The organism is Longimicrobium sp. (genome assembly GCA_036387335.1).
Lineage (GTDB): Bacteria > Gemmatimonadota > Gemmatimonadetes > Longimicrobiales > Longimicrobiaceae > Longimicrobium.
The window spans coordinates 1-20,410 of record DASVTZ010000117.1 but is presented as its reverse complement, the minus strand read 5'-3'; the positions used below and the strand labels follow the sequence as shown (position 1 = coordinate 20,410).

Below are 20,410 nucleotides of genomic sequence, written 5' to 3'. Positions count from 1 at the left end.
CGGTCCTTGGGGACGTGCGCGAACACGCCGAAGTTCCCCGCCGTGAACGACGGGTGGTAGAGCGGCGCCTCCGGAGGGCCGATGTGCGGCAGCCGCGCCAGCAGGAAGAGCCCCGCCACCGTGGAGAGCGCCCCCAGCAGGATCGTCACTTCGAACATGATCACCGAGAAGGCGGGGAGCGCGATGATCTCCTTGCCGCCCACGATCAGCGCCCAGTCCACCGAGGTCCAGGTGGCCAGCGCCGTCCCCGCCGCGGTGCCGGTGAAGGCGCCCGTCAGCGTGAACAGCCTCACCGGCGACTCCTGTGTCCCCAGCGCTTCCTCGATCTCGTGGCGCGGCGTGGGCGAGTAGGTGGTCACCTCGTACCCCTCGTGCCGCAGGCGGCGGATGGCGTCGCACGCCGCGTCCAGGTGGGGAAAGACCCCCAGGACGCCCGTCTTCAGCTTGCTCATCGGCGTTCTTCCAGTCCGGAGTACCCGGTGGGCAGCGGCGTGGCGTTCCCCATCTCTTCCGTGTGGTTCACCTGCGGCGCGTGGCCGCCCGCGTGCGGGTTGCGCATGGGCGGCGGCAGCACCTCCTTGATCTCCGCGATGGAGAGCCCCGGCAGGTAGCGCAGGAAGAGGAGGAACCACATGAAGAACCACCCGAAGCTCCCCAGGAGGATGCACGCCTCCACCCAGGTGAGGTGGTAGTTCATGAACTTCCACGGCTCGTAGCTGTGCGCCAGCGACGGCACGATGATCACGAAGCGCTCCCACCACATCCCGATGTTCACGAAGATCGAGATGAGGAAGAGCGAGTTCTGGCTCGCCCGGATCTTCTTCATCCAGATCAGCTGCGGGATGATGGCGTTGAAGGTGATCATCGACCACCCCGCCCACCAGTAGTCCCCCGTCACGCGGTCGTAGAAGACGTCGCGCTCGAACAGCTCGCCGCTGTAGTACGCCATGAAGTACTCCATGCCGTACGCGTAGCCCACGATGCACGAGGTGAGCAGGAGCAGCTTCGACAGCCGGTCGTAGTGCAGCGGCGTGAAGAACTTCTCGAGCCGGAATATGCGCCCCACCGGCACCATCAGCGTGATCACCATCGCCACGCCGGAAAGGATGGCGCCCGCCACGAAGTACGGGGCGAAGATGGTGGTGTGCCACCCCGGCACGATGGAGACGGCGAAGTCCCACGACACCACCGAGTGCACCGAGAGCACCAGCGGCGTGGCCAGCGCGGCCAGGAACAGGTACGCGCGGGTGAAGTGGCGCCACTCGCGGTCCGTCCCCCGCCAACCCATGGCGAGGAGCGTGTAGACCTTCTTGCGCGTCGGGTTGGTGGCGGAGTCGCGGGCGGCCGCGATGTCCGGGATCAGCCCGATGAAGAAGAAGACCGACGACACCGTGAGGTACGTGGTGACGGCGAACACGTCCCACAGCAGCGGCGACCGGAAGTTGGGCCACAGCTGCCGCTGGCTGGGGAGCGGCAGCAGCCAGTAGAAGAACCAGGGCCGCCCGATGTGGATGATCGGGAAGAGGGCCGCGGTGAGCACCGCGAACACCGTCATCGCCTCCGCGAAGCGGTAGACGGACTGCCGCCATGCCGCGCGGAAGAGGTAGAGGATGGCGGAGATCAGCGTCCCCGCGTGGCCGATGCCCACCCAGAACACGAAGGTGGTGATGTACACGCCCCACCCCACCGGGTTGGTGAGGCCGCTCATCCCCAGCCCGAACCAGATGTTGTGGAGCTCGGCGATCACCATCAGCCCCACCATCGTCACCGCCATCCCCAGGAGGGCCAGGTAGCCCTTCCCGGGAGGGGTGAGCATCCGGTCGGCGGTGACGTTGACCTCCTCGTACCCCGCGACATCGGGGTGGAAGACGGACCGTGTCACGGTTGCCATCTCAGTGCGCTCCCTGCGGCGCCGACGTCGCGCCGCCCTGCTGGGTGTGTTCGTCGCCCCCGAACGGCGCCGGCTTGTCTTGGTGGTAGCTGCCGTTGCTCGGCGGCTCCAGCGTCACCTTCTTGAGGTAGACGATGGCGGGCTTGGTGTTGAGCTCGCCCAGCGACCGGTAGCTGCGGTTGGTCTTGGCGATGCGGCTGACCGTGCTCTGCGGGTCCTGGTAGTTGCCGAAGGCGAACACCTCGGTGGGGCAGGCCTGCACGCACGCGGGCACCACCTCGCCGTCGCGTACGGTGCGGTTCTCCTGGTTGGCCTGCCGCTCCTTCTCGTGGATGCGCTGCACGCAGAAGGTGCACTTCTCCATCACGCCCTTCTCGCGCACCGTGACGTCCGGGTTGAGCTGCAGGTGCAGCGGCTCCGCGAACTCGTAGGTGAACCAGTTGAAGACGCGCACCTTCCAGGGGCAGTTGTTGGCGCAGTAGCGCGTGCCCACGCAGCGGTTGTACACCTGGCCGTTGAGCCCGTCCGGCGTGTGATAGGCCGCGTACACGGGGCACACCGGCTCGCACGGCGCGCTGCCGCAGTGCTGGCAGAGCATGGGAAGGAAGCGGGTGTCGTCCGTGGCCGTGTCGCGGTACGCCTCGTCCTCTTCCTTGCCGTGGCCGAAGTAGCGCTCGATGCGCAGCCAGCTCAGGTCGCGCCCGCGCTTCTGCTCCTTGGGGCCCACGACGGGGACGTTGTTCTCGGCGTAGCAGGCGATGGTGCACGCCGCGCAGCCGATGCAGCGGTCCAGGTCGATGACCATCCCCCACCGCGTTTCGCCCTCGATGTACTCGCCGTACTCGGTGGCCGCGGGCGGGTACGAGGCGGGGTCGGTGGTGCGCGCCACGGGGCCGAAGCCGCCGGAGGTGCGCAGCTCCTCGGTCACCTTCTCGGCGCCGGGGATGAACCCTTCGCCCTTGGCGTCCAGCGCCTTGAGCGCCTCCCACCCCACGGCCTGCGCCACGGCGCGGTCGTGCTGGATGCGGACGCCGTTCTCGAACAGCCCTTCCCAGCGCTTGAGGCTGCGGCCGGCCGGGGTCACGGTGACGCGGGTGGCCGGGGCCATGGCGCCGGTGGCCGGGTCGACCTGGCCACCCAGCAGGCGCATGGGGTTGACGCCGCGCCCCTCGTTGAAGCGGCCGGCGTTCCTCTGCCCAAGCCCCATCTGGATGGCGACGGTGTCGCGGCGCACGCCGGGCCACACGTACAGCGGCACCTCGAACGAGCCGTGCGGCGACTCGACCTTGACGACCGTCCCCTGCTCCAGGTTGGCGCGCGAGGCGGTCTCGGGGTGCATCTCGATCCACGAGTCCCAGGGCACCTTGGTGACCTGGTCCGGCAGCTCAAGCAGCCAGGGGCGGTTCCCCGTGCGGCCGTCGAAGAAGCGGATGGACGGGTACGCCACCAGGTGCAGCCCGTCGGCCGCGCCCTCCCACTGCACGGGACGGTACGCCACCGGCCCCGCGGGCGCGGTGGGTGCCGGTGCCGCGGCAACGGGCGCCGGCGCGGCCGCGGTGTCGGCGGCGGGCTGCACGGCCGGAGCGGCCACGGCGGGAGCGGCCGCCACGCGGCCGGCGGTGCCGCCGCCGGGGAGCGCGCGGTCGCCCGGCAGCGGCGTCACCATGCCCTGCACGGACGGGATGGCGCCCGAGGGCATGCTCCCCCACGCTCCGCCCGTCTTGAGCGCGGTGCGCCAGGCGTCCACGGTCGGCGTGCGGCCGGCCCAGGCGGCGCGCAGATAGTCGAAGTACGTCCCCGGCGGGGTCGCGCCGCCCGCGGGCACGCCCAGGATGGAGGCGATCCCCAGCAGCACGTCGCCGGTCTGCTTGGTGTTGAACACCGGGCGCATCACCGGCTGTACCAGCTCGAACACCCCCGGACGCGCCACGTAGTCGTCCCACGCCTCCAGGAAGTGGTGGTCGGGAAGGACGTGCGTGGCCAGCGCCGACGTGTCGTTGGGGAAGGGCGAGAAGGAGACGATGGTCTGCACCTTCTTGAGCGCCGCCTCGAAGCCGAGCCCGCCCGGCAGCGTGTACGCCGGGTTGGAGTCGCCCGCGATCAGCAGCACCTTCACCCGCCCCGCGTTCATGTCGGCGATCAGCCGCTGCACGGGGCGCAGGTCGGAGGTGGAGGTCGGCGGCGCGGCGGGGCGGCCGTTGAGGCCGGCCACCGCCTGGCGCAGCGCCGTGGCGTTGGGGCCGCTGACGGCCGCGCCGGGGCCCATCGCCACCTTGCGGCGCCCCTCGTTCCACCACTGCACCGCGCGCTGCAGCTTGGCGGGCTCGATGTCGGCCGCCTGCGCCACCTGCTGCACGTTGGCGCCGCCGGCCAGCGCCTGCGCCACCAGCACCTCGGTCCCCGGCTTGGCGGGGAGCCACAGGTCCGCGTTGATGCCGGTGAGCGGGCGGTGCGGCCCCACCCAGATGAACTTGCCGGCCCGCTCGCGCCCCTTACGGTAGCCGTGCATCTCCGCGTACTGGTACGCGTAGTCCACCGGCGAGCCCCACGTCTCCAGGAAGTCCGCGCCAAAGGAGACCAGCACGTCCGCGTCGCTGAACACCAGGTCGCGCGGTCCGTCCTCCAGCAGCGCCCATTCCACCCGGCGCCCGCCCACGCTGCGCGCGAAGTCGTCGGCCAGGCGGGTCATGGTGGGACCCATGGAGCCCGTCAGCAGCACGGTGCCGCCCGCGCCGCCGCGGCGGATGGCCTCGGCCACCTCGTTCTGCGCCACGGTCCAGTTCACGTCGCGCGGGCTGCCGCCCACGGTGAGCTCGCGCAGGAACGGGCCCTTGTGCCGGTCGGGGTGGTAGAGCCCCTGCACCGAAGCCTGCCCGCGCGCGCAGGTGTTGCCGTGGTTCACGGGGTGGTCGGGGTTCCCCTCCACCTTGGTGGCGCGCCCTTCGTGCGTCTCCACGTGCAGCCCGCACCCGGCCGGGCATTCGCGGCAGGTGGTGGTGTACCACGTGGGCACGCCCGGCACGATGTCTTCCGACGGGCGCACCGACGCCAGAAAGGTCTCCGGCGCGGCGCCCGTGCCGCACCCCGTAACCGCCATCCCCGCGCCGGCGGCTCCCACCACCGTGAGGAAGTCGCGCCTCTTCATTCCATCAGCCATGCTGTCTCCTCGATCCCATCGCGCCGGCGTCGTGTCGCTTCCGGGGGTGCGCGCTCAGTAGTGGCATACGGTGCAGTCCGTGGAGGCCCGCTGGTTGGGATACGTCGCGAGCTGGCCGCGCACGTCGTTCCCCTGCGCGCGGAGCGTGGCGATCTTGCGCACGAACGACGAGCGCTGGCGCACCGCGGCCTCTTCGGGCGCCGAGAGCGGCGTCTCGCCGCGGTGGCACGAGATGCACCACCCCATGCGCAGCGACGAGTACTGGTAGACCTTCTTCATGTTCTGCACGGGCCCGTGGCACGTCTGGCACTGGAGCCCGGCGTTCACGTGCACGTAGTGCGGGAAGTGCACGTGATCGGGCACGTCGTGGATGCGCACCCAGGGAATCGCCTCGCCGCGCTTCCAGTAGTCCACCAGCTTGAGCGCCTCGCGGTTCCAGGTGCTGTCGCGCTGCTTGGTGGGGAAGGTGAGCGCCGCCTGCGCGGGCACCGCCCCCGCCGACGAGCTTCCCGCCACGTGGCATCCCACGCAGAGCTGCACGCTGGGGATGTTCGCCGCCGGCGACCGGTCCGCGTTGTAGTGGCAGTACATGCAGGGCATCTGGTTCTGCCCGGCGTGCACGCTGTGGTAGAACGCGATCGGCTGATCCGGCCCGTCGGCCTCGGTCGCCTTGTAGTCGCGGCACGAGGCCACGCCCAGGGCGAGGAGCAGGGTTCCAGCGAGGGAGAGAGCTCTGTTCATGGTCTGCTTGCGGAGAACACCGGCCCGCACGGAGCGTGAGCCGGCGGGCTCGCCGGTTCGCGCGCGGTCGTCTGCACGTCCGAACGGGCCCCACGCCCGCGGGGCTCTTTCGGAATGCACCCATATAGCATTCGTCGGCGCGCGCGGCAAGCACCCGCCGCCGCGCGCGGAGCCACCCTGACAGCTTCGTAGGGGAAAGCCCCACAACCGCGAAGTGCCGAGTGCCAGGTGCTAAGTGCAAGGGGCTTCTGCCGATGCCCCGTGCGCCGCGCCCTCACGCGAGAAGCGGCGCCCCGCGCGATTCAGCCCCTGCCCCGCGGCGCCTGGTGTTACGCCAACTGCAATCTCACGCGGAGACGCGGAGGCGCAGAGAAGAGCAAGAAAGAGGTTCTCTGCTGTTCTTTCTCTGCGTCTCCGCGTCTCCGCGTGAGGCCCTGCGGATGACGGCTTACCGCGTCGACCGCCTGTGCTCCACCATGGCGCAGCGGTCCTGCACCACCCGAATTCCGGCCTCGGCGAAGCGGCGGGCGGCGTCCTCGTTGCGGATGCCGCTCTGCATCCAGACCGACTTGGGGCGCGCGGCGAGGATGTCTTCCACGTGCGGCCCGACGTCCTGCGAGCGGCGGAAGACGTTCACCATGTCGATCTCGCCCGGCACCTCCGCCACCTTGCGATACACGGGCTGGCCCAGGATCTCGGTGGCGTCCGGGTAGTAGACCGGCACCGGTACGATCTCCATCCCGGCGTTCTGCAGGTACTGGGGGACGTAGAAGGCGGGCTGCCCCGACTGCGCCTCTGTCTTGATCCCCAGCACCGCGATGCGCCGCGTCTCGCGCCAGAGCTGCGCGATGTCGGCGGGCGACTCCAGCAGGTTGCTGCGCCAGTCTTCCATGGGAGGCTCTCCTTGTGTTGGCGGGCCCTCTCCCCGCTCGTTCCTCGCTGCCCGACTCGACTAAATCCCGCGCTCAGCTCTCGTCGGGGAAGAAGCGCTCGCCCGACGCCGCCCGCTCCACCAGCAGCGCCGCGGGAGCGAACCGGTGGCCGTGCTTCGCCTCCAGGGCGCGCATCCGCTCCAGCACGGCCGCCGCGCCGGTCTGGTCCACGTACCAGAACGGACCGCCGCGGAACGGCGGGAAGCCGATCCCCAGCACCGCGCCCACGTCGCCGTCGCGGGCGGAGCGCAGGACGCCCTCCTCCAGCGTGCGCAGCGCCTCGTTCACCATCATCAGCCCCAGCCGCTCCTGGATGTCGGCGCGCGCGATGGTCTTCGCGGCCGGGTTGCCGATCACGGCGTACACCGCCTCGTCCGGCTCGCCCTTTTTGCCGTCCTCGCCGTAGGTAAAGAAGCCGCGGCCGTTCTTCCGCCCCTGCCGCCCGTCCGCCACCATGCGGTCCAGGACGGAGCTCGTCTGCATGCGGTCCGCGAAGGCGGCGGCGAGGATCGTCCCGGCCTTCTGCGCCACGTCCAGCCCGACCTCGTCGTACAGGGTGATGGGGCCGACCGGGTACCCCCACGACGTCATCGCGGCGTCGATCTCCTCCATCCGCACGCCCTCCTCCAGCAGCAGCGCCGCCTCGGCCATGTAGGGCGAAAGGATGCGGTTGGCGTAGAAGCCCGGCGCGTCGTTGACGATGATGGGCGTCTTGCCGATCTGCTTGCCGAACGCGTGCGACGTCGCCGTCACCCAGTTGGCGGTGCCCTTGTGCGTGATGATCTCCAGCAGCGGCATCTTCTCGACCGGGGAGAAGAAGTGCAGCCCGATCACGTTTTCCGGCCGCGAAGCCGCCTCCGCCAGCGTTGCGATCGGGATGGTGGAGGTGTTGGATCCCAGCACCGTCTCCGCGCCGATCTTCGCCTCGATGTCGCGGATGACGGTGTGCTTGAGCGACACGTCCTCGAACACCGCTTCCACGATGACATCGGCGGAGTGGAAGCCTGTGTACTCGGTGGTCGCCTCCACGCGGTCGGTGAGGGCGGTGATCTCGAAGCCGCGCGCCTTCTTCCGCTTCGCCCGCTTGATCAGGGTGTCACGAGCCGTCTTGAGCCCCCGGGCCGCGGCCTCCGGCTTGACGTCCTTGAGGCGCACCGTGATCCCGCTCTCGGCCGATGCGGCGGCGATTCCCGCGCCCATGAACCCGGCGCCCACCACGGCGATGCGCTCCACCTTGTTCGGCTTCACCGTCTCGCCCAGCGCGGGATCGTTCTTGGCCGCGGTGGTGGCGAAGAAGAGGTGCACCAGCGAGCGCGCCTCGGGCGTCACCGCCAGCTCGCCGAACGCGCGCGCCTCCAGCTCCAGCCCCTCCTCCAGCTCGCGGTCCAGCCCCTTTTCCACGACTTCCAGCAGGCGGAGCGGCGCGGGGTAGAGCCCCTTGGTCTTCGCCATCACCCCCTGGCGCGCCTTGCTGAAGATGAGCTGGCGCATCCCCGGCAGGTTCTCCAGCCACTGTGGCGACCTGCGGCGGGCGGCGCCGCGCGGCTCCTTGACGCCCTCCGCCAGGTCGTTCGCCACCTGCCGCGCGACGACGGGGAGGATGGCGGCGGGCACCACTTCGTCCACGATGCCGGCGCTGCGGGCGCGGCGCCCGTCGAGCTGCTTGCCCGTGAGCATCAGGTCGAGCGCGGCGCGCACCCCGATCAGCCTCGGCAGCCGCTGCGTGCCACCCGCGCCGGGGACGATCCCCAGGTTCACCTCGGGGAGGCCCAGCTTGGTCTTGGGGGAGTCGCTGGCGATGCGGTAGGTGCAGGCGAGCGCCACCTCCAGCCCTCCGCCCAGCGCCACCCCGTCGATGGCCGCGACGACGGGGACGCGCAGGTTCTCCAGCCGGTCGAGGAGCCGCTGCCCGGCACGGGAAGCGGCCTCGGCGTCGGCGGGGGTGCGGAAGTCCTTGAACTGCTCGATGTCCGCCCCGGCGATCCACGTCCCCTTCTTCTCGGAGAGGATGACGGCGGCCCTCACGCTGGCGTCCGCCTCGCCCTCTTCCAGGCGGCGGAGGATGTCGTCCATCGCCTCCACCAGCGCCGCGGAGATGACGTTGACCGGCTTCCCCGGCTGGTCCAGCCGGATGATGGCGATCCCGTCTTCCACATCCATCTGCACGGGCGCGCCCGTCTCCTCGTTCACCGTCGTGGCCATGTGTCGCTCCTGAAGTGGGCTTTCAACTGCTTTGGTGCGTGAGTGCGTGAGTGCGTGAGTGCGTGAGTGCGTTTATGTCATCCTGAGGGAGCCGCCACCCCTACCTCCGCGTACCACCGCCCTCCGGCGGCGACCGAAGGATCTAGCCCGCGAAGCAGGAGGCCCGCCCCGCCCCGCGGTCTCCTCGAAACGCGCAGTAGATCCTTCGCTCCGCGCCAGAGAATTGAGACGGGGCGAGATCGGAGCGGCGCGTCGCTCAGGATGACAGAAAAGGGGGGCGACAAAGCGCCGCGTCCCGTTTGCTGTTCCCCCGCGCTCCCTTGCCGTCCCGCGTTACCGTCCCGCGCCTGCCATGCCTGCTCTCGTCCCTCTCCGGTGTAGCGCCCTCTCCCGCCGCGCACTAACTCACTCACGCACTCACGCACTCACGCACTCACGCACTCACGCACTCACGCACTAACGCACTTCTGTTCACGCCGTCATCCCGCCGTCCACCGCCAGCACCTGCCCCGTCACGTACCCACCCGCCGCCGACAACAAGAACAGCGCCGCGCCCATCAGCTCGTCGTCGCCGCCGACGCGGCCGAGGGGGACGGCGCGTGAGATGAGCTTGCCCGCCTGCTCCAGCACGCCAGCCGTCATCTTCGTGGGAAAGAAGCCGGGAGCCAGCGCGTTGACGCGAATGCCGTGGCGCGCCCACTTCACCGCCAGGTCGCGCGTGAGGGCGATCACCGCGCCCTTGGACGCGGCGTATCCGGCGGCATCCAGCAGCTCCGGCTGCGAGCCGCGCAGCCCCGTCACCGACGCGATGTTGAGGATGGCGCCCGGCGCCGCCCGCTCGATCAGCCGCCGCCCCACCTCTCGCGAGCAGAGAAAGGCGCCGGTGGCGTTGGTCTCCATCACCTTGTGCCACGCCTCCAGCGGCATCTCGGCCGCGGGCGCGCCCCACGAAGTCCCCGCGTTGTTGACCAGGATGTCCACCAGCCCAAGCTCCACCTCCGCCTCGTCCAGCGCGGCCCGCACCTCCTCCTCCGCAGTCACGTCCAGCCGCAACGCCATGGTGCGCACGCCGTGGGTCTCGGCCAGCTCGCGCGCCACGTCCTCGCACGCCTCCCGCTTGCGCGACGCCAGCGCCACCGACGCGCCCGCCTGCGCCAGCCCCGTCGCGATCTGCTCGCCCAGCCCGCGTCCGCCGCCCGTGACCAGCGCCACGCGCCCGCGAAGGTCGAACAGCTCGGCAAGGCTTCGCATCGGCGGCTCCGCACGGGTGGTCGAGGTCGGCTCGGCGGACAATGTAGCGGGCCGCAAAGCCCTTGAAAATACTGGAATTTATGAGCGCGGCTCAGAGTACACACGGGAAACGCGGCCTTCACCCGGGCCGTTCGCGCCACCAGTCCGACCGGTGTGTGTCCCCTGGTGGCCGTGTTCTGCGGTTCGCCCGCGTAGAGGTTGACCTTGTCACGGCGTGGCCTGTAAGGTTCACCCGCCACCCCGAAAGGAGACCGCCATGCAGTGGATCGATCGAGCCCTGCTGCACCGAGCAGGGAAGAGCGTCGCGGACAGGAGCTGCCGTGTGCCGAGCGGCTCGGCTCGGCACAAGGAGGAGGTGTACCGAACCCGCCTGACCGAGGCGCTTCGAAGCGTACGTGGGATGGAGATCGAAGACGTGTACCCCGCGGGAGCGGACCGTGCCGAAGTACATCATTGACACGCAGCTCGTGATTCGGGCAATCCGGCACCACGACGAGGCCGAGAAGATGGAGGACTTCCTCTCGGCCTTTTCCAGATCGGTATACCTGAGCTCCGTGGTCGTGCAGGAGCTTCTCGCCGGCGCGAGAGATACGGAGATGCGCCGCCTCGAGCGGAGCTTCATCCAGCCTTTCGCGCAGCTCAAGCGCATCGCCACTCCCACACACACGTCATGGGTCCGGACCGGGCACATCCTGCGGGTGCTCCGTCGATCCGGGCACACCGTAGGCCCGTCCCTTACCAACGACGTCCTGGTCGCCACATCCGCGGTGCAGATCGGCGCGACCGTAGTGCAGGACAACGAGAAGGACTTCGCGGCGATTCAACGGGCGTTTCCCCTGGTGAGCTTCACCGGCCCAGTGGCCGACCGCGACGTGAGCTGACGGTGATCGGGAACGCAGCCCTTGACAATGTGTACTAAGTAGTACACAGTACATCCATGGATAGCTTCGGTGGATTCGTGCGGGACCGCCGCGAGGCCCTGCGGCAGGGGGACCGGCGCTACTCGGTCCGCCAGGTGGCGGAGCGGATCGGGGTGGAGCCGTCGTACCTCAGCAAGGTCGAGCGGGGCGAGGTCGCGCCGCCCTCTGAGGACACTATCGTCCGCCTGGCCCGCGAGCTCGACGTGCTTCCCGATCTCCTGCTCGCGCTGGCGGGCAAGGTGTCGCGCGACCTGTTGGACACCATCCGCAGGCGGCCTCTGCTCTTTGGCGAGCTGCTGCGCGAGCTGCGGGACCTGCCCGACCACGCCGTGCTGCGCCTGGTGCGCGAAGTCCGCGACGGCGACTGGTAGTCGTCCACCCCTGCCTGAGAGGACCGTATGATCGAGCTGCAGAACGACGCGCTGCTCTTCCGCTTCCCGGAGGTGCACGAGGACGCAGTGCTGAGCATCGGGTTCCAGCGCACGCTGCGCATCCCGGACGACGACCGGGACTATCCGCTCCCGCCGGGGCTGGGCCGCTTTCCGCTCGCCCACGTGGACGACTTCACCGAGCGTGTCCCCGCGAGGTGGGCCGAGCACGGCGGCGTCATGCTCCCGATGTACCAGTCCGAGGCGATGTGGCTCAGCTTCAGCTCGCCGAACGGCTACCCGTTTGCGGTCAAGGTGGCCACCGGCAAGATCAACGCGGCCACCGGCGAGCCCTGGACGGCGGGCCTCAACCGCGATCCGCAGGACTACCTCAGCATTCCGTCGCAGCCCTGGCTCGACGGGTACTGCATCGAGCGCGGCGTGATCCGCCAGTTCGTCGCCATGCCGCTCGGCGCCGGCTACTCCGCCGAAGAGCAGATCACCGGCGAGGCCGTGCACGGCGGTCTGCAGCTCGCGGCGCATCCGGCGAAAGCGGCGGTCTACGAAGAGGTGAAGCGGCGCCGCGCCGAGTACGTACGCCCCAGGCCGCCGTCGATGGAGTACGTGTGCGCGGCGGCACCGCCGAGCTTCGACATGGGCCTGGCTCCCGGCGGACGGATGCGCCAGGAGATCTACAAGGACCCGTACAGCGCCGCGGATTGGGAGCTCGGCGCATCGAGCCGCTGCTTCGTGCACATCGCAAACTCCCTCGTATGGCGGCAGATCACCGGCGTCAACCCGCCCACCGTCCCGCCCACCGCCGCCGAGTACAACCGCGCCGGCCTCCCGTGGTTCGAGTGGTACGGCGAGCAGCCCGCGCTCCCGGGTGGCGGGCCGCTCAGGACGCTCAAGAGCATCTTCAAGCTCGGCAAGGAAAAGGGCGACGTCCCGCTTCCCGAGAACACGTCCGTCGAGCCAGGCCACATCGTCCCGCTCGGTAAGGGCGTCGTGCGGGAGGGGGCGTTCTGAGCCTGGCCGGTGGCGCGCGTGCCTTTCGTGCCACCGACTTGGTACCTGTATACCACCGGGTGGCCGTGTTCTGTGGCTCGTCCGCCTAACCGTTGACTGCGTGCCTCCGCTCTCTTTAAGGTTCGGCAACGACGGACCAAAGGAGAGCCATGAAGCGGGTCAAGCGAGTCCAGTTGCGTCGAGCCGGGGGGAGCATCACCGACCCGCCCCGCCAGCGGGTCGGCGGGCCTCCCGAGATGAGCGACGACGAGATCCGGGAGTGCCTCACGGCGGCGGTGGAGAGCGTCCGCGGGGTGGAGATCGAGGACGTATTCCCTGGTGGCTATGCGGAGCTCCGGACTCAACCGAACGCGCAGCAAACCCCCGCGTGGGTCCTGCGGATGAGAGAGAGGGGTATCAACGTTCGGGAGCCTCTCCCCGGCGCCGTGATCGAGCCGTTCAGGGCGGTGCGCCAGGCCGGGCCGCTCCTGGCCTTCTGGCGCCGAGCCGTTCGCCGCTTGCGCGAGTCGCGTGCTGTATCTTGACGCCTGCGCAGCCGTCAAACGCTACGTAGATGAACACGACGGAGCGACGCCGATCATGGAGCAGGTCATGGATGACGCGGGCCACTGGGGAGGCGTGGTGTCCAGTGGATGGCTGACTCTCGAGTTCACTTCGGCGCTGACGAGGAAGCTGCGCGGCGGATACCTGGTAGGTAGCGACTACAACGAGCTGCTGTTTCGATTCCGCTCAGACGCAAATGCAATGTATCTGGTCCCCGTCGACAACGTTGCGGTGGAAGGGGCCACGTATCTGATGGAACGGGTTCGAGGCGTCACGCGCTTCCATTCGGGCGATGCGCTCCATCTGCATACGACGCTGCAGCTTCGTTCGGATCTGGGTGACTCGGAAACGCTCGTGCTCGTCACGGCCGACGATGGGTTGAAGGCTGTCGCGGCGTCCCACAAAGTAGGTGTCTTCGATCCCCGCTTTGATGGGATCGCAGACCTGGAGAGCCTCTTCGGGAGGTGAAAACGGGGGTGGGGCACCTACAGGGACCGATGGTTCGGCGCATGACCATGACACGGGCAGCCACGCGGGGCTGCCCCTACGAGGTCGGTGCGAACTGGCTGGGATCGAGGTGGGGCGAGGGTGGGCAGACACGCAGGTCGGCCCCTACGGGATCGGTGGGGATACGGAACAAGGCCGCCGGGAGCGTGGGCTCACGGCGGCCTTGTTGTGCGTCGCGCGAGGTTAGACGGTGGCGGGCTCGCGGGTCCAGAGGGTAGCGGTCTCCTGGACGAAGTCGCCGAAGGTGCGCGGGAGGTGGCCGACGATGCGCTCCGTTTCGGCGATCTGCTCGGCGGTGGCGTGCAGGCCGCGGTCCTGGAAGAGCGCGTACATCAGCGCGAAGTCGTACACCATCCAGCCGGGGAGCATCTTCCCCGCCTCGCGCGCCCAGGCCTGCAGGTCGTTGCCGGCGTAGCGAACCTCGCGGCCGAAGACCTCGCCGTACGCCCGCGCGCACTCCGCGCCCGTGAGCGGCTCGGGGCCCACCAGCGCGTAGCAGCGGTTCTCGAAGCCGGAGCGGGTGAGCGCGTTGGCGGCGGCCTCGGCGATGTCGCGCACGTCCACGCGCGAGATCCCTGCATCGCCGATGGGCTGCGGATAGATCCCGTGCTCCTGGATCGCCTCGCGGAACCAGTAGTCGTTCTGGTAGAAGTTGTTGGGGCGCAGGATGGTGTACCCGATGCCGCTGCGCCGGATCGCTTCCTCGATGGCGAGCTTGGCGGCGATGTGCGGGATGTGCGGCCCCTTCTCCGCGTCGTGCACGGACAGGTAGACGATGCGCGCGGCGCCGGCCCGGCGCGCCTCGTTGACGGCGGCGAGCCCTTCCTGCAGCTCCGTGTCCGCGACTGCGTTGAGGAGGAAGAGGGTGTCGAAGCGGGAGAACACGGTGTGGTAGCAGCCCGGGTCCCGCAGGTCGCCCACCACCGCGGTGGCGCCCTCGGGAAGGGACCCCGCCTTCTCCGCCGACCGGGTGAGGATCCTTACGTCCTCGCCGCGCGCCAGGAGCTCACGGGTCACTGCTCCGCCCACCGTGCCCGTTCCGCCAAGGATGAGGTGTTGCATCGTTTCGCTCCCGGTTGATGTGTTCCATCGCTCGCGGGGGAAGGTAGGCGGGCACGCGTGGCGCGGCATGGTTCAGATGACCTATGCTATTGAACCGCCCCTGTTTGCAGCCAACACAGCGGTGCGGCTACTCCGGTCGACGGCGCTCGCGCTGTTCGTGCAGCCGGTCACGAAGCGATTGGGTGGGTTGTGATGCGTCGTACGCCACGCGCGGAAGTATCACCGCTGCCACCGCTGACGCGATCCGGATCGCTGCTTCGGCATCCCCGCGCGAGACGGCCGGGTAGCGGCCGGGGTACCGCGTCTTGACCGCATAACGGTTCAGCGCGACGACGGAATCCAGCGCATCAGCGAGAGCGGCATCGTTCCGTCTCACCAGCCCGAGCAGGTACTCAAGGTCATGCTGGTCTTCGAAGTCGGTCCCGTTCTTCGCCAGGAAGGCCTTGATCAGCTTCTCAGCGCTCTGCTGCGCATGAAAAGCGATCAACTCGAAAGAGTCGAACTCCGAGTCCGCGAGCCCGAGCTCACCGAGCCGGAGGTCTCCCTTGCCGCGCCTCGTCCAGTCTTGGACCCACGCGCGGAGAGCATCAGACGCACTCATGCAGGATCACACCCTCCGAGTGGGCGGTTCGCAACGGATGACCGGGGAGCGCGAGTGCGGTGTTCCATTCGCCCTGATCACACACCCAGACGTCCAGCATGGGGACCGCTTGGCCGCCCACTGCGGCGCGGGCGGCCTCCTTCAGCTGCCTTTCAACGCGGTCGAGGTCCGCGGGGCGGTCTTTCAGCACCACGACGAAGTCGAAATCGCTGTTGGTGGACGCCGGATTGCCCCGCGCCCTTGAGCCGTAGAACACCACGCGCAAAACATTCTCAGCCGCCCCGTGAACCATTCCACGCGCCAGCCGACGCGCGAGTGCGAGATCTCTCGATCGAGACGTGCCAGAAGAACGACGGCGGGTGAGGGGCTCCTGTGTAGCGGCTCGCTCGTGGAGCCGCTCCGCGAGTGAGGCCAGTCGCTCCGCCCGCTTCTCCAGGGCATGCGCCATGTTGCGGAGATGCTGGCGGGTGGGACGGCTCCGCCCGCGCCGCCAGGTCGTGATGGCGAGCGGCTGCACTCCGACTTCGCTCGCCAGCTCCGCCTGTGACGGGGCGAAAGCGTCGGAAGCCTGGACGATCAAATCGGTGAGATCGGAATCCGCAAGCGGCTGAGCCATCTGTCCCTCGTCGCGGTGTATCCCCATAGCATTCACCATGGCAATATACCGTTTCACGTACTCGTTTCCAAGTCCCGGCGGAGGATTGACCGGCTTACATCCCGTTCGGCATGGGGACGGGGGCGATGCCGTCGATGGTGGGGAGGGGGGCGGAGGCGGGGGTGGTGTCGACCTGGACAGGCGGGGGGCCGACCGGGGAGGCGCCCGTGCTGCCCAGGACCGCCTTCGCGTAGCCGTTGGCGGGGTCGCCGCCGGCGCGGCGGATGCGGTTGACGGTGCCGGGGCCGCGGTTGTAGGCGTGCAGCGCGGCCTCCACATCGTTGTCGTAGGCGCGCAGGAGACGGCTGAAGTAGCGGAAGCCCAGGCGCAGGTTGGTGTCGCGGTCGAAGAGCTGCTCGCGCGTGACGCCCGGCTGCAGCTCGTCGGCGGTGGCGGGCATGAGTTGGGTGAGGCCCAGCGCGCCGACCGGGCTCACCGCGCGCGGCCGGAAGGCGCTCTCCACGCGCACCAGGCGGAAGGCGAGGTCCGGCTTGACCCCCTCCGCGTGCGCCGCCTCCAGGATCGCGGATGCAAGCGTGGGCTCGATGCCGTAGCGGCGGGCGTACTCGTTGGCCTGGCGCTCCGTCGCCTTGGCGGCCTGCGCGGACTCCAGCACGGCGCGCGATGCGAGGAGCGCTTCCCACGCGATGGCCCGCGCCTTTGGGTTGGCGGCCACGAAGACGACGGCGGCGATCAGCAGCCACGACCAGAGGAGACGCGAACGACGCGCGGGGCCGCGCTTGGCGGTGGCGCCACGGCGCTTGCGCGGGGTGGTCTTCTTCTTCGATGCTGGCTTGACGGGGGAACGGCGGGGCACTGGGGGCTCTCCGGGTTGTGCGGGGGAGCCACCAATGTAATCGGTACCGCCTGCCGCGTCACTGTTTGCGTCGGCTAGGCCGGCGCGGAGAAGACGCGGGGGGCCAGGCAGCGGGTGGTGGAGGCGCCCGGCTGGAGGACGAGGAAGTCGATCACCAGCACCACGCCCGTGGTGAGCTCGGCGTTGGATACGGCGCAGCGGAGGGCGCCGTAGCCCGCCACCGAACCGTGGAGCTGCACCTCGCCGCCCGTCACCGTCACGCGCACGCGGCCGGGGCCAAGCGAGGGCTCGGCGGCCAGGCGCGCCTCCACCTCGCGGCGGATGCGCACGTCCTCGGCGGCCAGGCGGGCGACGTCCTGCGGCGTCGGGCCGGGGTCGCCGCCGCCGAAGAGGCTGCACCCCGCCACCATCGGCACCAGCGCCATCCCCATCCATCTCTTGTTCGTCGGTCGGCTCACGCCCGTCGCTCCGTGTAGCGGGAAACCCATCGCCCCCATGCGCCGTTAAGGTACGGGCGCCGCGTGGCACGATAAGCTCCGCGCGGGTCGCAAGGGAAGGGCCATGCGCCGTTCCCCTCGCCACGCTACCTTGTACGGGCCATGCGCGACTACTTCCGGATCACTCGCAAGCACAGCTACTCGCTGCTCTTCGTTCTCCCCCTCCTGCTGCTGTACGAGGTGGGTGCGTGGAGCATCGCCGGGCCCACCTCGGGGATGAGGAACGGGGCCGACGTCCTGCTGCGCGCCGCGCTCTCCGCCGGCGGGGTGCAGGGGACGCTGGGGTTCGCGGCCGTCATCCTGGTGGTGGGCGCCGCGCTGATCGCGCTGGAGCGGCGGAGGGAGCGGGTGCCGCTGCGCGCGCCCGTCTTCGCGGGGATGCTGGCGGAGAGCGCGGGGTACGCCGTCCTCTTCGGCGCGGTGGTGGGGACGCTCACCCAGTGGATGCTGGGCGGCGTGCGCATGGCGGCCGACGGCGGGGTGGACAAGCTCCCGCTGCGCGACCAGATCGTCCTCTCGCTGGGCGCGGGGCTGTACGAGGAGCTCCTCTTCCGCGTGCTGCTGGTGGGCGGTCTGGCGCTGCTCTTCGGCGGGATCGGAATGCGGAAGAAGAACGCGGGGATCGCGGCGGCGCTGCTGGCGGCCTTCCTCTTCTCGGCGTTCCACTACATCGGCGCCTACGCCTACCCGCTGGAGCTGCAGAGCTTCGTCTTCCGCTTCGTGGCGGGGCTGGCGTTCAGCGCGCTCTTCCTGCTGCGCGGCTTCGGGATCGCGGCATGGACGCACGCCCTGTACGACGTGTTCCTGGTGGTGCTGCGGGACAGTTGACCGCGCCTTATGTTTCGCGCCCGGTGAAACCCCGCGCACCCCGTGAGGGTACATGCGATCTCACCACGACTCTCGACTGATTTCTGGAGGTACTACGATGCGCTCTTCCGTTGTCCGGCTCCTGGCGCTTTCCACCCTCTTCGCCGCCGCGGCGTGCGATGGCGGCGGCACCGGCGGCAACCGCCTCACGCCCGTGGAGGTCGCGGGGGTCTACCGCGTCTGCGCCCTGCGCTTCGTACCCGACAACTCGGCGTTCCCGGTGGCCAACCTGCTGGAGCGCGTGGTGCACGTGACGCCGCCGGCCGGGAAGCCGGAGCCGACGGTCACGCTGAGTCCCGACGGCGCCTTCCAGCTCAGCTACACGCGCCGGAGCGACTCCTTCACCCGCGAGATCGTGGGCGCGATCGACTACGGCTCCGACGCCGTGACGCTGCGCTTCTACAACGACGCGGACAACCCGAACGCGATCGCGGCGGAGCTCCTTCTTCCGCAGCAGTCGACGTTCACGTATCAGACGGCCGCCTCGCGCCGCCTGAACACGAACAGCGCGCGCTCGTACTCCGTCACGCGGCGGGATTACGCGCGGGCCGCCGGGGTGGAAGAGGCCGGCTTCGCGGCGACCATTCCGGGGCGCCTGGAAGCGTCGCTGCAGGAAGGCACCTGCTCCTGACGCCGCGCCGAGCACCCGCGTAGCTTCAAGGGGTCCGGCCTGCTCGGCCGGACCCTCGCCGTCTGAACGACCCGACGACCACTTCATGGCTCGCACCATCAGACCCTGGATCTTCGCCGCCCTTGCCGCGGCGTTCCTCGCGCCGGCGCCGGCGCGCGCCCAGGCCCCGGCCGAGGGGTGGAACGGGGCGCGCGCGCTGGAGCTGATCGCCCGCGCGCGCGACCGCCGCTCGCAGGCGCTGGCGGACACGGGGCTGCTGGACTACCAGGCGGACGCGCGCGGCTTCATCTACTTCTACCTGGACCGCCCCGGCACCACCGAGCGATCGCTGGTGAAGACGGACCAGGTGGCGCTGGACGTCCTGTGGAAGGCGCCCAACATGGCCAAGCAGCGGATCATCGGGCTGCGGGACGTGAAGAACCTCCCCACCAACATCCGCTACCACGAAGACCACCTCACCGTGGTGCAGGACAACTTCGGCGACCTGATCCGCTACGGCGACGGCGACGAGGTGCGCGACGTGCTTCACCCCGCCGCGGTGTCGGGGCCGGGGACGTACGACTACCGGCTGGAGGACTCGCTCTCCATCCGCGTGCCCGGGTCCACGGAGCCGGTGCGGGTGTACGAGGTGCAGGTGCGGCCCAAGGACGCCAGCCGCCCGGCGATGATCGGCTCGGTGTTCGTGGACCGGCGCGGGGGCGACATCGTGCGCATGTCGTTCACCTTCACCTCGGCCGCGTACGTGGACCGGCAGCTGGACTACATCAACGCGTCGCTGGAGAACGCGCTGTACAAGGGACGCTTCTGGCTTCCGCACCGGCAACAGGTGGAGCTGCGGCGCCAGATCCCGGAGCTGGGCTTTCCCGTGGGCGGCATGATCCGCGGGACGATGCGCATCTCCAACTACCGCTTCAACCAGGGGCTCTCCCCCGCCCTCTTCGCCGGCCCCAGGGTGGTGTCTGTGCCCGATGCGCAGCGCCGCGGCTTCGGCTTCGAGCAGCCCATCGACGCGGAGCTGCACGAGGAGGGGATCGGCCCCACCACCGAGCTGGGCGACGTGCGGCGGCAGGCCGCGGAGCTGATCCGCGGGCGGATGATGAGCGGGCTTCCATCGGTGCGGCTGAACGTGCCGGCGGCCTCGTCCGTCCTGCGCTACAACCGCGCGGAGGGGGCGGTGGTCGGCTTCGGCACGCGCATCCACCCGCGCGAGCCCCTGACGCTGGAGGCGCGCGGCGGCTGGGCGTTCGGGCCGATGCATCCGACGCTCGAGGGGGCGGCCACGGTCACGCACCCGGGCTACCGCATGGGCGCCCGCGCCTACGTGTACGAGCCGCGCGACGTGGGCGTGGGCCCGGTGATCTCGGGCGCCATGAACACGCTGACCTCGCTGGTGGCGGGGCGCGACTACACCGATCCCTTTTACGCCGGCGGCCTGGAGGGGTGGGGCGAGCGCCGTGTGGGCGGCGCGTGGACGGGTACGCTGCGGCTGCGCGCCGAGGCCCACACCGCCGCGCGCCTGACCTCCACCTTTACGCTTGGCGGCACCGGCGACTTCCGCGACGTGCAGCGGATCGACGAGGGGATGATGCTGGGAGGGTCGCTCTTCTTCGCCCGCGCGGCGCCGAGCGGGGTGGCGCGCGGGTGGTCGGCTTCGGCCGGCTTCGATGGCGGCACGCTGCTCAACGAGCTGGGGGAGAGCGACCCGGCGGAGAGCGCCACCTTCATCCGCCCGCGATTCG

Annotated in this window: 21 protein-coding genes; 9 read left to right on the top strand and 12 right to left on the bottom strand. The window is 69.8% G+C overall.

The annotated features are described in order from the left end of the window. The 7 genes from VF647_11080 to VF647_11050 all read right to left on the bottom strand — a co-directional run. Positions 1-452: DUF3341 domain-containing protein (locus VF647_11080; protein HEX8452632.1), on the bottom strand; the 452-nt coding region annotated here is incomplete at its 3' end. After that, positions 449-1,891 (bottom strand): NrfD/PsrC family molybdoenzyme membrane anchor subunit, encoded by a 1,443-nt coding sequence (gene nrfD / locus VF647_11075; protein ID HEX8452631.1) that lies wholly within the window; start codon positions 1,889-1,891, stop codon positions 449-451. The genes nrfD and VF647_11080, both read right to left, overlap by 4 nt. A gap of 1 nt (position 1,892) precedes the next feature. Next, on the bottom strand, positions 1,893-5,048 hold the full coding sequence (locus tag VF647_11070) for a 4Fe-4S dicluster domain-containing protein (protein ID HEX8452630.1): 3,156 nt from the start codon (positions 5,046-5,048) through the stop codon (positions 1,893-1,895). Between the two features lie 54 nt (positions 5,049-5,102). Further along, complete coding sequence (locus tag VF647_11065) at positions 5,103-5,789, bottom strand: cytochrome c3 family protein (GenBank protein HEX8452629.1); 687 nt, start codon at positions 5,787-5,789, stop codon at positions 5,103-5,105. Positions 5,790-6,237: 448 nt separating this feature from the next. Further along, positions 6,238-6,681 carry a CoA-binding protein gene (locus VF647_11060; protein ID HEX8452628.1) on the bottom strand — a complete coding sequence of 148 codons (444 nt, stop codon included), beginning with the start codon at positions 6,679-6,681 and terminating at the stop codon, positions 6,238-6,240. Between the two features lie 73 nt (positions 6,682-6,754). Next, positions 6,755-8,923 carry a fatty acid oxidation complex subunit alpha FadJ gene (gene fadJ, locus VF647_11055; GenBank protein ID HEX8452627.1) on the bottom strand — a complete coding sequence of 723 codons (2,169 nt, stop codon included), beginning with the start codon at positions 8,921-8,923 and terminating at the stop codon, positions 6,755-6,757. A 471-nt stretch (positions 8,924-9,394) separates the two neighbouring features. After that, positions 9,395-10,174, bottom strand: a complete 780-nt coding sequence (locus VF647_11050; protein HEX8452626.1) for an SDR family oxidoreductase — start codon at positions 10,172-10,174, stop codon at positions 9,395-9,397. A 256-nt stretch (positions 10,175-10,430) separates the two neighbouring features. Here VF647_11050 and VF647_11045 point away from each other — a divergent pair, with 256 nt between their 5' ends. The 6 genes from VF647_11045 to VF647_11020 all read left to right on the top strand — a co-directional run bounded on the left by VF647_11045 (position 10,431) and on the right by VF647_11020 (position 13,502). Further along, the gene (locus VF647_11045) at positions 10,431-10,631 is read left to right on the top strand and encodes a hypothetical protein (protein HEX8452625.1); all 201 of its coding nucleotides are present in this window, start codon (positions 10,431-10,433) and stop codon (positions 10,629-10,631) included. Next, positions 10,612-11,055 (top strand): PIN domain-containing protein, encoded by a 444-nt coding sequence (locus VF647_11040; GenBank protein HEX8452624.1) that lies wholly within the window; start codon positions 10,612-10,614, stop codon positions 11,053-11,055. Before VF647_11045 ends, VF647_11040 begins: the two co-directional genes overlap by 20 nt. A 56-nt stretch (positions 11,056-11,111) precedes the next feature. After that, on the top strand, positions 11,112-11,465 hold the full coding sequence (locus VF647_11035; protein HEX8452623.1) for a helix-turn-helix transcriptional regulator: 354 nt from the start codon (positions 11,112-11,114) through the stop codon (positions 11,463-11,465). A gap of 27 nt (positions 11,466-11,492) precedes the next feature. Next, a complete protein-coding gene (locus VF647_11030) occupies positions 11,493-12,491 on the top strand; it encodes a hypothetical protein (protein ID HEX8452622.1) in 999 nt (332 codons plus the stop codon). A 149-nt stretch (positions 12,492-12,640) separates the two neighbouring features. Then, a complete protein-coding gene (locus VF647_11025) occupies positions 12,641-13,015 on the top strand; it encodes a hypothetical protein (protein HEX8452621.1) in 375 nt (124 codons plus the stop codon). Then, entirely contained in the window at positions 13,002-13,502 is a 501-nt protein-coding gene (locus tag VF647_11020; protein ID HEX8452620.1) for a type II toxin-antitoxin system VapC family toxin, read from the top strand. Before VF647_11025 ends, VF647_11020 begins: the two co-directional genes overlap by 14 nt. Positions 13,503-13,724: 222 nt before the next feature. Here the strand turns inward: VF647_11020 and VF647_11015 are convergent, their stop codons facing one another. From VF647_11015 to VF647_10995, 5 genes are all read right to left on the bottom strand, one after another. Then, positions 13,725-14,603, bottom strand: a complete 879-nt coding sequence (locus tag VF647_11015; GenBank protein ID HEX8452619.1) for an NmrA family NAD(P)-binding protein — start codon at positions 14,601-14,603, stop codon at positions 13,725-13,727. Between the two features lie 127 nt (positions 14,604-14,730). Further along, on the bottom strand, positions 14,731-15,204 hold the full coding sequence (locus VF647_11010; GenBank protein ID HEX8452618.1) for a HEPN domain-containing protein: 474 nt from the start codon (positions 15,202-15,204) through the stop codon (positions 14,731-14,733). Further along, entirely contained in the window at positions 15,191-15,820 is a 630-nt protein-coding gene (locus VF647_11005; GenBank protein ID HEX8452617.1) for a nucleotidyltransferase domain-containing protein, read from the bottom strand. The genes VF647_11010 and VF647_11005 overlap by 14 nt, the downstream gene beginning before the upstream one ends. Before the next feature lie 94 nt (positions 15,821-15,914). Further along, the gene (locus VF647_11000; protein HEX8452616.1) at positions 15,915-16,676 is read right to left on the bottom strand and encodes a transglycosylase SLT domain-containing protein; all 762 of its coding nucleotides are present in this window, start codon (positions 16,674-16,676) and stop codon (positions 15,915-15,917) included. A 74-nt stretch (positions 16,677-16,750) separates the two neighbouring features. Further along, on the bottom strand, positions 16,751-17,134 hold the full coding sequence (locus VF647_10995; protein HEX8452615.1) for a BON domain-containing protein: 384 nt from the start codon (positions 17,132-17,134) through the stop codon (positions 16,751-16,753). Positions 17,135-17,275: 141 nt separating this feature from the next. Here VF647_10995 and VF647_10990 point away from each other — a divergent pair, with 141 nt between their 5' ends. The 3 genes from VF647_10990 to VF647_10980 form a co-directional block, all read left to right on the top strand. After that, a complete protein-coding gene (locus tag VF647_10990) occupies positions 17,276-18,001 on the top strand; it encodes a CPBP family glutamic-type intramembrane protease (protein HEX8452614.1) in 726 nt (241 codons plus the stop codon). A gap of 97 nt (positions 18,002-18,098) precedes the next feature. Next, a complete protein-coding gene (locus VF647_10985) occupies positions 18,099-18,671 on the top strand; it encodes a hypothetical protein (GenBank protein HEX8452613.1) in 573 nt (190 codons plus the stop codon). 85 nt (positions 18,672-18,756) lie between these two features. Next, positions 18,757-20,410, top strand: a 1,654-nt coding sequence (locus tag VF647_10980; protein ID HEX8452612.1) for a hypothetical protein, incomplete at its 3' end; no start/stop codon positions are given.

Coding starts and splice junctions, on each gene's coding strand:
- VF647_11015 (HEX8452619.1), bottom strand. CDS start 14,603: ATGCAACACCTCATCCTTGGCGGAACGGGCACGGTGGGCGGAGCAGTG.
- VF647_11025 (HEX8452621.1), top strand. CDS start 12,641: ATGAAGCGGGTCAAGCGAGTCCAGTTGCGTCGAGCCGGGGGGAGCATC.
- nrfD (HEX8452631.1), bottom strand. CDS start 1,891: ATGGCAACCGTGACACGGTCCGTCTTCCACCCCGATGTCGCGGGGTAC.
- VF647_11010 (HEX8452618.1), bottom strand. CDS start 15,204: ATGAGTGCGTCTGATGCTCTCCGCGCGTGGGTCCAAGACTGGACGAGG.
- VF647_11035 (HEX8452623.1), top strand. CDS start 11,112: ATGGATAGCTTCGGTGGATTCGTGCGGGACCGCCGCGAGGCCCTGCGG.
- VF647_11070 (HEX8452630.1), bottom strand. CDS start 5,048: ATGGCTGATGGAATGAAGAGGCGCGACTTCCTCACGGTGGTGGGAGCC.
- VF647_10985 (HEX8452613.1), top strand. CDS start 18,099: ATGCGCTCTTCCGTTGTCCGGCTCCTGGCGCTTTCCACCCTCTTCGCC.
- VF647_11030 (HEX8452622.1), top strand. CDS start 11,493: ATGATCGAGCTGCAGAACGACGCGCTGCTCTTCCGCTTCCCGGAGGTG.
- VF647_11060 (HEX8452628.1), bottom strand. CDS start 6,681: ATGGAAGACTGGCGCAGCAACCTGCTGGAGTCGCCCGCCGACATCGCG.
- VF647_11005 (HEX8452617.1), bottom strand. CDS start 15,820: ATGGCTCAGCCGCTTGCGGATTCCGATCTCACCGATTTGATCGTCCAG.
- VF647_11065 (HEX8452629.1), bottom strand. CDS start 5,789: ATGAACAGAGCTCTCTCCCTCGCTGGAACCCTGCTCCTCGCCCTGGGC.
- VF647_11045 (HEX8452625.1), top strand. CDS start 10,431: ATGCAGTGGATCGATCGAGCCCTGCTGCACCGAGCAGGGAAGAGCGTC.
- fadJ (HEX8452627.1), bottom strand. CDS start 8,923: ATGGCCACGACGGTGAACGAGGAGACGGGCGCGCCCGTGCAGATGGAT.
- VF647_10990 (HEX8452614.1), top strand. CDS start 17,276: ATGCGCGACTACTTCCGGATCACTCGCAAGCACAGCTACTCGCTGCTC.
- VF647_11050 (HEX8452626.1), bottom strand. CDS start 10,174: ATGCGAAGCCTTGCCGAGCTGTTCGACCTTCGCGGGCGCGTGGCGCTG.